7 protein-coding genes and 1 pseudogene are annotated in these 12,220 nt (G+C 71.5%); 3 read left to right on the forward strand and 5 right to left on the reverse strand.

The window, feature by feature from the left end; all coding sequences use genetic code 11:
- The first annotated feature begins 176 nt into the window (after positions 1–176).
- Positions 177–1,325: an ROK family transcriptional regulator gene (locus tag ACFC09_RS07195; protein WP_376524733.1), complete on the forward strand. Its 1,149-nt coding sequence runs from the start codon at positions 177–179 to the stop codon at positions 1,323–1,325.
- A 38-nt stretch (positions 1,326–1,363) separates the two neighbouring features.
- On the opposite strand, the gene ACFC09_RS07200 is transcribed toward ACFC09_RS07195, so the two are convergent.
- Complete coding sequence (locus tag ACFC09_RS07200) at positions 1,364–2,626, reverse strand: MalY/PatB family protein (protein WP_376524626.1); 1,263 nt, start codon at positions 2,624–2,626, stop codon at positions 1,364–1,366.
- Positions 2,627–2,934: 308 nt separating this feature from the next.
- Between ACFC09_RS07200 and ACFC09_RS07205 the strand changes: the two genes are divergently transcribed.
- Entirely contained in the window at positions 2,935–3,972 is a 1,038-nt protein-coding gene (locus ACFC09_RS07205; protein WP_376524628.1) for a PP2C family protein-serine/threonine phosphatase, read from the forward strand.
- Here the strand turns inward: ACFC09_RS07205 and ACFC09_RS07210 are convergent.
- A pseudogene (locus tag ACFC09_RS07210) lies at positions 3,959–4,295 on the reverse strand (SAM-dependent methyltransferase); the annotation flags it as partial. The gene ACFC09_RS07205 and the pseudogene ACFC09_RS07210 sit on opposite strands and share 14 nt — an antisense overlap.
- 423 nt (positions 4,296–4,718) lie before the next feature.
- On the opposite strand from ACFC09_RS07210, the gene ACFC09_RS07215 reads away from it, so the two are divergent.
- Positions 4,719–5,393, forward strand: a complete 675-nt coding sequence (locus ACFC09_RS07215; RefSeq protein WP_376524629.1) for a TMEM175 family protein — start codon at positions 4,719–4,721, stop codon at positions 5,391–5,393.
- Positions 5,394–5,508: 115 nt separating this feature from the next.
- Here ACFC09_RS07215 and ACFC09_RS07220 read toward each other — a convergent pair whose 3' ends face one another.
- From ACFC09_RS07220 to ACFC09_RS07230, 3 genes are all read right to left on the reverse strand, one after another.
- The gene (locus ACFC09_RS07220; RefSeq protein ID WP_376524631.1) at positions 5,509–8,496 is read right to left on the reverse strand and encodes a glycoside hydrolase family 2 TIM barrel-domain containing protein; all 2,988 of its coding nucleotides are present in this window, start codon (positions 8,494–8,496) and stop codon (positions 5,509–5,511) included.
- Between the two features lie 56 nt (positions 8,497–8,552).
- Complete coding sequence (locus ACFC09_RS07225; protein WP_376524633.1) at positions 8,553–11,279, reverse strand: alpha-mannosidase; 2,727 nt, start codon at positions 11,277–11,279, stop codon at positions 8,553–8,555.
- Between the two features lie 88 nt (positions 11,280–11,367).
- Entirely contained in the window at positions 11,368–12,174 is an 807-nt protein-coding gene (locus ACFC09_RS07230) for a carbohydrate ABC transporter permease (RefSeq protein WP_376524735.1), read from the reverse strand.
- Between the last annotated feature and the right edge of the window lie 46 nt (positions 12,175–12,220).

A 12,220-nucleotide genomic window follows, 5' to 3' on the forward strand; every position in this document is an offset into this window, starting at 1 on the left:
GATCCGCCCGGCACGCCGCTGACCCGTCGTACCATTCCATCGATCTGTTGCCGTCGGAGCGGGCGGCGCCGCACTCCTGCTGCTGCCGCCCGCCCGAGGCTGGGAGAGGCACGTTGACGAGCAAGACGGTGAGAACCAGAAAAAGCGCGATCCGGCGCGGCACCAACCTGCCGCGCATGGGGGACTTCAACGAGTCCGTGATTCTGGACGCCATTCGCCGGCACCCGGCGGGCCTGAGCAGGGTGGAGCTGGCTCAGGCCACCGGTCTGTCCGCGCAGACCGTCTCCAACATCACGCGTCGGCTCCTCGACCAGGGTGTGGCCCGCGAGTCCGGAAAGCAGAACACCGGCAGCGGGAAGCCCCGGACTCTCCTTGAGATCGTCCCCACCTCACGCTACGCCGTCGGGGTCCACCTCGACCCCGCCGTGATCACCTGTGTCCTGGTGGACCTCCTCGGCACGGTCGTCGCCCAGCACAGCCACCGCACCCCGAGCGGCGGCGACACCGACGGGATCGCCGCGGACATGGCCGCCTCGGTGTCCGCGCTCGTGGCCGAGTCGGGAGTCGACGACGCCCGGGTGCTGGGCCTGGGCATCGCCGCCCCGGGCCCCATCGACGCCGCCGCCGGCTGGGTGGTGGACCCACCGGAGCTCAAGGGCTGGGGCCGCTACCCGCTGCGGGACCGGCTCAGCGAGGCGACCGGGTTCCCCGCCCTGCTCGACAAGGACGTCACCGCCGCCGTCGTCGCCGAACGCTGGGCGGGCGCGGCCACCGACAGCCGCAACCTGCTGTTCTTCTATCTCGGCACCGGTTCCGGTATGGGACTGGTGGTCGAGGACACCGTGCTGCGCGGTGTCTCCGGCAACGCGGGCGAGGTCGGCGGCCTCGGCGCGGCCACCTCCACGCGGACCCTCGTCGACGAGGCCATCGCCCTGGGCGTGCTCGACCCCGAGTACACGGTGCTGGACCCGGCCGACGCCCAGCGCGGTCTGGAGCGGTTGGCGGAACTCGCCGCAGAGGGGCAGGAACAAGCGGACGGCATCATAGAACGCCTGGCCATCCGCATCGGCAGGGGAGTCTGCGCGGCGGCGACGCTGCTGGACGTCGACACCATCGTCTTCGGCGGACCGACCTGGCAGGTCCTCGCCGACCGGCTGCTCACCACCATCCAGCCGATGGTCGCCCGGTCCCCGTTCGTCAGGGCGACCCATCCGACGACGGTCGTCTCCACCACGCTGGGTGAGAACGTGGCCGCGGTGGGCGCGGCGTCCCTGGTCCTGGACCGGGCCCTGTCCGCCCAGCCCAGGTCCCTGCTGCTGGGGTGAACCCGCTGCCCCGCCCCGGTGACGCCGGGGCGGGGCGGTCAGGGGCGGGGTGCCCGGCCGTGGCCGGCGGCGGCGCGTCCCATGGCGGCCAGGGCCCGGCGCAGGACGGCCGGTGACGTCGCGAAATTGAGCCGTACGCATCCCGCGCCGCCGCTGCCGAACACATGCCCGGAGCTGAGGGCGACACGGGCTTCGTCGAGAAACATCTTCGCGGGTCCGGCGAGATCGCTGACGGTGCCGGGACCGTCCGGTGCGCGGTCGTCGTGCAGTCCCAGCCGGGTGCAGTCCAGCCAGGCGAGACAGGTGCCCTCGGGCGGAAGGTACCGCACGGCCGGAAGGTGTTCCGCCACCAGCTGCCCCAGCAGGCTCCGGTTCGCGTCGAGTCCGAGCAGAAGCTCGTCCAGCCACTGAGTGGCGTCACGGAAGGCCGCCGTGTGAGCGATGACGCCCAGGTGGCTGGGGCCGTGTCCGACCTCCTCGGGCATGCGCCGCAGGTCGTCCCCGGCATCGGGACCGGCGACGGCCAGGGCGGCCTTGGCGCCGGCGAGGTTCCATGCCTTGGACGCGGAGGTCACCGTGAAACCGTCCGCCGAACCGGGCACACCGAGGAACGGTGTGAAGACGGCCCCGGGCAGCACCAGCGGGGCGTGTATCTCGTCGGAGACCACCCGCACACCATGGGTGCGGGCGAGCGCCGCGACGGCTTCCAGTTCGGCCCGGGTGTGGACGACGCCGGTCGGGTTGTGCGGGTTGCTCAGCAGGAACGCCGCGCGGCGGCCGTGGCGCCGCGCGCGGACGAACGCCTCCTCAAGGGCGCCGAGGTCGATCCGCAGGTCGGTGCCGAGGCGTGCCTCGACGACCTGCCGGTCGGCATGGGAGACGAACGCGTAGAACGGGGGGTAGACGGGGCAGCAGACGACGACGGCGTCGCCCGGTCCGGTGATCAGGCGGAGGACTTCGACGATGCCCGTCATCACGTCGGGCACGATCGCGGTGTCCTCGACCCGCACACCGTCCCACCGCCAGCGCCGGGCGGCGAACGCGGCGAAGGCTTCGGCGTACGCCGTGCCGTGGGGGTATCCGGTGTCGCCGAGGTCGACGGCCCGGTGCAGGGCCTCGGCGACGGCGGGCGCCAGCGGGACGTCCATCTCCGCCACCCACAGGGGCAGGACGTCCGCGGGATGCACGCGCCACTTCATGCTGGTGCGCCGGCGCAGTTGCTCGACGGACAGCTGGACGAGAGGATCCGTCCGGCCGCGGTCCGCGGACTCGGAGTGCGGGCGGTTGCCGGATGCGTTCACGCGGTGCTCCCCCCTCGCCCGGTGGGACCGGACCGGGCGTGCGGCGGCGGTGTGGCGGGCGGACCGGCTGCTCCGGGCGCCCCGCGAAGGTGTCCCGGACAAGGAGTACGCCGGGAGGTCCCGCCCTCGGCATGATCCCGGGGAGACGGCACGGAAGGAAGGCACGGGCGCCCGCGAATCGTCCCCGTCCGCGCCGCCCCGGATGCCGTGACCGCACCCACCAATGTGTGTTTCTACCTATATTTCCCCTTATGAGGGTGCATGGTGGGCATAGCGCACGGTGGTCGGCCAGAGTGCGTCAGGATCCGATGCTGATCTCCCCGGCGCTCCTGACGGTGCTGCTCTCCCTTCTTGCGGTGCTGACACCGCCCGAAGTGCCCATCACCCGGTTGCTGCCCGCGGCGCCCGCGCTCGCGGCGGCGCTGTGGCCGGTCGGCCCCACCCTGGTCCTCGGGCTGGCGTGCACGCTGGGCGTCTCGGTCTACGCCGTGATGTCGTCGGACCACCCCACTCTGTTCACCGCGGCAGCCATCGGGCTGGTCACCGTGGCCGCGGCCTACGCCAGTCATCTGCGGTTGCAGCGGGAGGACACGATCACCGAGGTCCGTACCGTGGCGGACGCCACGCAGAAGGTGCTGCTGCGGCCCATCCCGCGCCGGGTGGGACCCCTGGAGATCGGCAGCCTCTACCTGACCGCCACCCCGCACGCACGGGTCGGCGGCGACTTCTACGCCCTGGCCGACACCCCCGACGCGATCCGCCTGATCATCGGCGACGTCCGGGGCAAAGGACTGCCCGCCCTCGCCATGGCCTCGGCGGTGCTCGGCTCGTTCCGGGAAGCGGCCTACGAGGCCACCGACCTCACCCAGATCGCCGGCTGCCTGGAGACCACCCTGCGTCGCGACGACGCGGCCGCGCTCGCCCAGGGCGACCCCGCCGAACTCTTCGCCACCGCCGTCCTCGCCGAGATCCCCCGCCACGCCACCCACGCCACCATCCTCAGCTGCGGACACCCCCCACCCCTGCTCGGCCGCCACGGCGACGTCCACGTCCTCGACTCCGACGACCCCGGCGCCCCCCTCAACCTCGGCGGCCTGCTCACCCCCACCTTCCGCCCCCGCCGCTTCGCCTTCGCCACCGGCGACCAACTGCTGCTCTACACCGACGGCGTCAGCGAGACCCGCGACGCCGACGGAACCTTCTTCCCCCTCACCACCTGGGCCCGCGACCAACTGGACAGACCACCCTGGCACGTCCTGAAAGGTCTCCACCACGCCCTGCTGGCACACAGCGGGGACAACCTGAACGACGACATCGCCGCCCTCGCCATCCGGAAGACCGCCTGAGCGCTCGACCGCTTGACCGAACCGTCGGCTCGTTGTCGATGTGGACGATCCGTGCCTCGGGGGCGAGTACGCCGGGCGACCTCGTGGGTGTTCTGGGCGGTCGGCAGGCCGGCGCCGACGTTCAGGAACTGCCGGACGCCCGCCTCGCCGACCAGATACGTGATGGTGCGGTGAAGAAACGCGCGGCTGCTGCGGGCGACGGTGACCATGCCGGGGAAGACGGCGGTGTACGCGTCACCGGCCTCCTCGTCGAGGGGGTGATCGTCCTCGCCGCCGAGCCAGTGGTTCGAGTCGTGTGTCCGTCCCTCCGCCGGGGCGGGCATCGTCCCGGCCCGGCCTACGTCCCAACACCCTTGTCCCACCGGCAAGTTCGAGAACGCTGGACGGGGTTGGGCGCGGAGGCCGTACCGGTCGTTCCGAGACCCGCCCGTCCGGGCTCGGACCGTGCCGACGAGGGGCCCGGTTCACGTGGCGAGCACGGCCTGACGGGCGGATTGGGAGAGGGCTGTGAAAACCATGGCCTTGTCGTGCTCACGTGTGGAGTGGCATGGACAGAGGCGGAGTCGCCCTTGTGGCGCGGGCGCTATCCTCACGTGCTGTCCTGCGCCGGGGACGCCGCCGACCCCGCGCCGGAGACGTCGCCGCCGTGGACGGTTCCGACGCCTCCTTCGGGCTCGTCCCGCGCACAGGACCCCGTGGTAAGCCTTGCGTCCTCTGTCCGCGAACGAATCCCTGGTGCCCTCTCCATGTCCAACCGCCCCTTCTCCGGCCTTCGCCACCGCGACACCCTCGTGGGGCCCGAGCGGCTGTCGATGCTCGGCGATGCCGTGTTCGCCATCGCGATCACCCTGCTCGCACTTGAGATCACCGTTCCCGAGGGCCTGCCCGACGCAGAAGTCGCGCACGCCGTCCGGGAATCGGTACCCGCCATAGGCGCGTATCTGCTGAGCTTCGCAGTCATCGGAGTGCTCTGGCGGGTCCAGCACGGCCTGTTCCGCCTGGTCGCGACCGTCGACCGCTGGCTGCTCTACTGCTACTTCGCCCTCCTCGCGGTCGTGGCCGCCCTGCCCTACCCGACCCGGTTGATCAGCGAGTACGGCGGGACCACCACGGCGACCGCCTTCTACGCGGGAGCGATCACCCTGGCCATCTCCCTCAACTGCGGGATGTACCTGCGTCTGCTGGCCGCCCCCGCGCTCGCCGCACCGCACGCGACGGTCGAGGAGCTGAAGGGATCGCTCGGCCACGGCATCGTCCTCGTCCTGGTCTTCGGCACGTCGATCCCCTGGGCGTTCTACTCCCCGGACCTCGCCAAGTACTGGTGGCTGCTGGCAGCCCTGACCCGGCTGCTGTTCCGCAAGCAGCCCGCGGACGCTCAGCGGCCGGCCAAGGAGGCAGTGACCACGGAAGAACCGGCCTGACCTCGGCCGGACACGATCGTCGGACGGCCGAGGAGTTGCAGGGCTGTGCCCCGGGGCCGGGCGTCGAGCCCGGCCCCGGGGCACAGTCACCGTGCAGGCGTCCGGGGCCCGCCCGTCACCCCCGCGGACGAGGGCCGCTGATCCGGAGCCGGATCGTGCGGGATTCCGGGCGCAGCGCGAACTCGGGCCACACATCAGGTCCGCAGGCCCGTGAACCGAGTCCGTGCTGGGCCGCGTCGATGAAGAGGTGACTCCTCTCGGACTCCGGAAGCTCGAACGGGTGCCGGGCCTGTGCGATCTGCTGGGGGGTGTGACGGCTGAGCGTGAATCCGGGGCGTCGTCCCTGGGTGTCCGGGACGGTCCTGACACGCAGCACCTCGCTGCCGCCACTCGTCAGCACGAGCTGCCTGAGCTGGGAGCGGTGCCCGGTCTCCTGGGGCCGCGCGTAGTCCACGGAGAGGTCGTGGACGGTGGCGGAGAAACGGCCGACGCGAGCCGCGCGCAGACTGTCCGGGTAGGACTCGAACGGGCCCAGCCCGAACCACTCGGCGCCGTCGACCGCGGCCGCGTCGTCCGGCAGCTCGAAACGTATCCCGATCCGCGGCCACACCGTCCGCCAGCCGTGCGACGGCTCGATCTCCACACGCAGTTCCAGTTCGTCGCCTTCGACCGACCAGACGGTCTCGACCAGCACCGACAAGGCGGAGTTCGCCGCGGAGACCTTGTCGACCGTGCGCAGTGCCGCCGCGGTGCACTCCACGGACAGCCGCCGTGTGGTCAGCCGGTCGAGGCCGTCGCGGCGCCACAGGTCGGCGTTGGAGACACCGGGGACGCTGGCGTCGCTCCCGTCGACCTCCTCCGAAGCGCTCTCGTCGTTGTCGGTCGGCGCACGGAACAGTTCCAGTCGGGGGCCCCCGACCGCCCGGCCGCCGAGGCGCGTGAGGGACCCGCCGGTGAACTCGGCGATGCCGAGCGTCAGGGTTCCCTCGCTCTCCCGCCACGGGTTCCGGGGCCGGACACCCGGCACCGGACGGTGCGCCGAACGGTCCAGCTGCGCGGTCGCGATCACATGTCCTGCGTCCGCCCACGCGGTGCCGGACGCCAGTACCGCGTCGACGGTGAGCCACGTCTCGGCGTCCGCCGACACCGGGACGGGGGGAAGGGGCACCCGCAGCGACTCGCCCGCCGCGACGACCGGGACGTCCAGGTCCCCGTCGGCCACCTGCGCGCCGTCGTGCTCGACCCGCCAGCGGAAACGCAGATCGGACGTGTCGGCCGAGTGCCGCAGGTTCGTCACCGTGACGTGGTCGGCCTCGAAGACGAAGCGGACGGGCTGCACCACGGCCTTGTACTCGTGGAGGCTGGGGGTCGGGACGTCGTTGCTCAGCAGCATCCCGTCCATCACGAAGTTGCTGTCGTGGACGACCTCCCCGAAGTCGCCGCCGTACGCGTAGTACGGCCTGCCGTCGGGGGTCGTCGTCAGGATGCCGTGGTCGCGCCACTCCCAGACGAAACCGCCGTGCAGCCGCGGATACCGGTCGACCAGCGCCTCGTACTGGTCGAACGCCCCCGGCCCGTTGCCCATGGCGTGGGCGTACTCGCACAGCAGGAACGGCTTGGCGCGCTGCCGGGCGCTCTGCGCCGGGGTGCAGTTCAGCAGCGTCGAACCCGAGCCGTCCGTGCCGATCTCCTCGGTCTCCGGCACCGACGGGTACATGCGCGAGTAGACGTCGGTGTACTCGCCGGTGTGGTCGCCTTCGTAGTGCACGGGGCGCTCGGCGTCGCGGACGTGGACCCAGGCCGACATCGCGGCGAGGTTGCTGCCGGTGCCGGCCTCGTTGCCGAGCGACCAGATCACGATGCTGGGATGGTTCTTGTCGCGTTCGACGGTGCGCTCGATCCGGTCGAGGTACGTCGCACGCCACGCCGGGTCGTCGCTCGGGTTGCCGGTCCAGTCGACCGCGTCGAAACCGTGTGTCTCCAGATCGCATTCGAGGACGACCCAGAACCCGAGTTCGTCGGCGAGGTCGAGCAGCCGCGGATGCGGGGGGTAGTGACTGGTGCGGATCGCGTTCACATTGAACCGCTTCATGCGGGCCAGGTCCGCTCGGGCGTGCTCCTCGTCGAAGACACGGCCCCGCTCGGGGTGCGCCTCGTGGCGGTTCACCCCGTGGAAGACGACCCGGCGGCCGTTGACCAGGAACTGGTCTCCGCGGATCTCGACCGTACGGAAACCGATGCGCAGGGCGACGGTCTCCGCGGCCGTCGACACGGTGGCGTCGTAGAGCCGCGGCAGTTCCGCGGACCAGGGCGCCACACCGGTGATGTCGAGCGGCGCCACGTCCGCCGGAGCGGTCCACACCTGTTCCACGCCGAGTTCGGGGATGCGCAGGGTGACCGGGAACGCCGCCTCGTCGGCGACGACCTCGGGGTCCACCCGCCCGCGCCCGTCCTCGAAGCCGGTCCGCAGCCAGACGTCCTCGATGCCCCCGGCCGGGCGGGCGGTCAGGGTGACGTCCCGGAAGATGCCCGGCAGCCACCACTGGTCCTGGTCCTCGACGTAACTGGCCGCCGACCACTGGTGCACCCGTACGCTGACGACGTTGTCACCGGGGCGTACCGCCGACGTCACGTCGAACTCATGGGTGAGGCGGCTGCCGGCGGCGCTGCCGATCTCGACGCCGTTCACCCACACCTTGAAGAGGGACTCGACCCCGTCGAACCGCAGCACGACGCGCTCGGCGTCCGACCAGTCGGCGGGGATGTCGACGTGCCGGCGGTAGTCGCCGGTGGGGTTCTCGTCCGGGACGTGCGGCGGGTCGATCGGGAACGGGAACTGCCTGTTCGTGTAGATCGGCCGGCCGTAGGCTCCGTCGCCCTGCAGCACCCAGTGAGCGGGCACCGGGATGCTGTCCCAGCCGGCGTCGTCGAAGTCGTCGGCCGCGAAATCCTCCGCCGCCGACGCCGTGGGCGACAGCCGGAAGCGCCAGGGGCCGTTGAGCGAGCGGGAGGGCGCGTCGGAGCGCAGCCACGAGCGGGCCGGGCGCAGCGCGCCACGTCCCGGTGCGATGTCCGAAACATACGCGGAGAGATCGGAGGGCAAGGGGTCACAACGCTTTCTTGGTAGCGGGTGGGGGTCCGAACGTCGATCGCGGCCGGTCAGCGGACCACCACGGTGCGGATCTCCCAGGGGCCGAGGACCAGTTCCAGCCCGTTGTCGACCGGCGCCCCGGCAAGGGGCCGGCCGAGCAGGTCGACCGTGGTGGCCTCGGTGAACGCGCCCGTCACACGGACGGTCGAGCCGGTGTCGCTCATCGCGGCCAGCCGCACCTCGGTACCGGCCCCGCGCTCGGCGTCGGTGACGCGGCGGATGCTGGACACGAAGACGTCCTCGCCGTCGACCCGTACGCCCGTGGTGTCCGGCGGCAGGGTGCCGCCGGCGGGGGCGGTTCCGCGGGCGACGAGGACGTCGTTGCGGAACTCCTCGGCGAGCGCGACCGCGTGCGCGCCCTGCCAGCCGGTGGCCGAGGGAACGACGGCGAACCGGTTCTCGATGCGCATGCCGAGATCCTGCGCACCGGGCGTGGGGATCTCGCTGGCCGCGGGCTCGTCGCGGAGGGGATGGATGTTGACGCTGATGGAGCCGATCGCGCGCAGCAGGGTGAGGGCGAGTTCGGAGCCGTCGCCGACCAGTTCGTACTCGGCGGAGTGGTCGAGCAGGACGTTGGCCGCCCCGGCCGACACGAAGGAACTCGCCGGGAAGGTCGGGATCGGGTACTCGCCCCAGCCGCCCTCGGCGGTGAGGCCGCGCTCGGTGACGGCGAACTGGCCGGCGGAGGCGGAGACGGCCACCGGCGCGGGCAGCGGCACGTGGAAGCGGAGCCGGTGGTCGGCGGACTGGTTCAGGAACGAGGTGGAGACGCGGACGAACGGCTCGCCGGCCCGTACCTCCACGAGCGTCTCCACCGGTGTCGGCACGGTCCGGCCGCTGCGCACGTCGCGGTCCGGGGAGAGCGCCGCGGGCCACTCGTAGACGCGGGTGACGCACAGCCTCCCGCGCAGCGGGCCGCTGTCGAGGAGTTCGACGGCGACCTCCGTCGGCTCCGACACGAGCACGTCCCGCGCCGGGGGAGCGTAGTTGTAGCTGTCGCCGCGGTCACCTCCGTCGACGAGGCGGCCGACGCCGGACAGCACGGTGCCGTCGGCCCCGGTCACGGTCAGCGTGCCGTCGGCGGCGACCACGACCTCGACCAGGCCGTTGGCGAGCGTGCGATCCGTCGCCGTCGCGGGGGCGCCCGTCGGTGCGGCGGCAGGCGCCTCGCCGGGAGAGACCCGGAAACTCGCGAGCCCGGAGGCGGGCACCCGCACCGGCACCAGCGCGGTGGCCCGCGCCTCCTCCAGGGTCAGCACCCGCCACTCGCCCGGGTGCGCGGCGGCCGCGGCGGCCACCTCGCGGCGCAGGATCAGCAGGTCGAACGGGCCGCTGGTGGGCACCTCGGCGAGGTGGAAGACGAGTGAGCCCGCCGTCAGCTCGTAGTGGTCGATCAGCCGGCCGAAGAGTTCACGGCGGTGGATGCGGCGCAGGACGCGTTCCAGCTGCGAGGCGTCCATGCGCTCGTCGCTGAGCACCGTCGGGGCCTCGGAGATCAGCTGCACCGGCTGCACCGAGCCGTCGGCGGCGGTCGCGACCAGCGCGGATCCCTCGGGCGGGGCCACGACGTCCACCTCGACCAGCGCCGTACGGGGGAACGGCAGCGGGTTGGCCACCAGGTGGCCGTCGCTCGGCACCCGGGCAGCGGGTTCGGCGAGTGCGGCGTCCCGGACGGCGCGCGCGGTCTGGGCGGCTTCGGCGAGCCGGGCCTCGACCTGGTCGCAGGTCTCGTCGGTCCCGGAGCCCACCACCGAGTCGTGCGCGGTCGATTCGATGATCTTGTGCCAGGCGAGCGAGAGGAACGGCGTGTCGTCCCGCCCGGACCACAGGGCGTTCACCCGCTCGGCGTGGTCGATGGTGCGCTCGGCGAGGGCCATCCGCTGCTTGAGCCCGAGCCGTACGGAGAGCACACCCGGGAGGATGTTGCCGCGCACATGACTGCGCAGTTCGCCGGTGACGACCGCGGACACCTCGTCGCGAACATGCTCACGGATGTACTCGTCGAGCGTCGCGATGGTGATGGCGCGCTCCTCGCTGGACGCCCGCCGCAGCCAGGCCGCCAACTGCGGGTCGGGCGCGTTGTGGTCGGTGCCGGCCATCGCCAGCACCGGGTCGTTGCCCCAGCGCTCGGCCGTCATCTCCGCGTACTCGCCGAGCGCGCGGCCGATCTGGTCCGGCACCAGCAGGACGTCGAGGCCGTTGTCGTAGCCGTCGAAGAGGAACTCGGTGCGCACCTGGGAGCCGTCGGGAGCGCGCCAGTGGAAGGCGTGGCCGTCGACGGTACCGGGCACCCCGCGCCACAGCGCCGCGTGCTCGATGCCGGCCCGGGCCAGGATCTGCGGCATCTGCGCGATGTGGCCGAACATGTCCGGCAGGTAACCGGTGGACATCGAACCACCGAGTTCCGCCGCTGCCGCCCAGCCCATCTGAAGGTTGCGCACGATGGTCTCGCCGGAGCACAGGAACTCGTCGAGCAGGATGAGCCACGGGCCGATGGCGAGCCGGCCCTCCTTGACCAGGGCCACCACCCGGTCGCGGTTCTCCGGCCGCATCTCCAGGTAGTCCTCGACCGCGGCCATCTGCCCGTCGACGGTGAACCGGAAGTCAGGGTTCGCCTCGGCCGTCTCCAGCACGGTGTCGAGAGCGGTGACCAGCCGGTGCCGGAACACCTGGAACGGCTCGTACCACTCGCGGTCCCAGTGGAAATGGGGCACGAAGACGGCGGAATTGGGCATGGCGAGAGGAACCTTCTGGGCTGAGCGGGCAGGAGGGGGGTGAAGCGGGGTGTGACGTCGGCGGTGCCGAGGTGTCACTGCCGAGGTGTCACTTGAGGGAGCCGGCGGCGATTCCGGTGCGCCAGAATCGCTGCAGGAGGATGAAGACGATGATCACGGGCACGATCGACACGAGCGCGCCGGTGATCACGGACTCCTGGAGAAGCGGGACGCGGGCGGTCTGGCCGTTCCACTCGTACAGGCCGAGGGTGATCGGGAACAGGGACTCCTTCTGGAGCATCACCATCGGCAGGAAGAAGTTGTTCCAGATCGTGACGAACTGGAACAGGAAGATGGTCACCAGCGCCGGTGTCATCAGCTTGAGCGCCACCGAGAAGAACGTGCGGAACTCGCCGGCACCGTCCAGCCGGGCCGCCTCCATGAGCTCCTGGGGGACGGAGGCGTTGGCGAAGATGCGTGCCAGGTAGACACCGAACGGGTTGACGATGCTCGGCAGGAACACCGCCAAGTAGGTGTTGACGATCCCGGTGGCCGAGAACAGCAGGAACAGCGGGAGCGCGAGGGCGGTGGTGGGAACCAGTACGCCGCCGAGGATGACGGAGAACAGGAACTCACGGCCCCGGAAGCTGAACTTGGCCAGGGCGTATCCGCACAGCGCCGACACCAGGGTCCCGACGGCCGCGCCCAGCACCGCGTAGATCACGGTGTTGAGGGCCCAGCGCCCGAAGATGCCGTCGCCGCGGGAGAACAGGGTGTTCAGGTTGTCGAACAGGTTGAAGTGCGAGAACGCCAGCCCGTTGGTGGAGGCGAGATCGCCCTGCGGTTTCGTCGCCGCGACGATCAGGAAGTAGATCGGCAGCAGGAAGTAGATCGCCAGGAGGAACATCACGGCCATCGCGGCCGTTCGGCTGACCCGGCTTTCGCGGATCGGGGATTGGTTC

It is taken from the genome of Streptomyces sp. NPDC056161 (genome assembly GCF_042268025.1).
Lineage (GTDB): Bacteria > Actinomycetota > Actinomycetes > Streptomycetales > Streptomycetaceae > Streptomyces.

What these genes read in the sequence shown, in the direction of transcription:
- ACFC09_RS07195 (WP_376524733.1), top strand. Translation starts at nt 177, where the DNA reads ATGGGGGACTTCAACGAGTCCGTGATTCTGGACGCCATTCGCCGGCAC.
- ACFC09_RS07205 (WP_376524628.1), top strand. Translation starts at nt 2,935, where the DNA reads ATGCTGATCTCCCCGGCGCTCCTGACGGTGCTGCTCTCCCTTCTTGCG.
- ACFC09_RS07215 (WP_376524629.1), top strand. Translation starts at nt 4,719, where the DNA reads ATGTCCAACCGCCCCTTCTCCGGCCTTCGCCACCGCGACACCCTCGTG.
- ACFC09_RS07225 (WP_376524633.1), bottom strand. Translation starts at nt 11,279, where the DNA reads ATGCCCAATTCCGCCGTCTTCGTGCCCCATTTCCACTGGGACCGCGAG.
- ACFC09_RS07230 (WP_376524735.1), bottom strand. Translation starts at nt 12,174, where the DNA reads ATGGCCGTGATGTTCCTCCTGGCGATCTACTTCCTGCTGCCGATCTAC.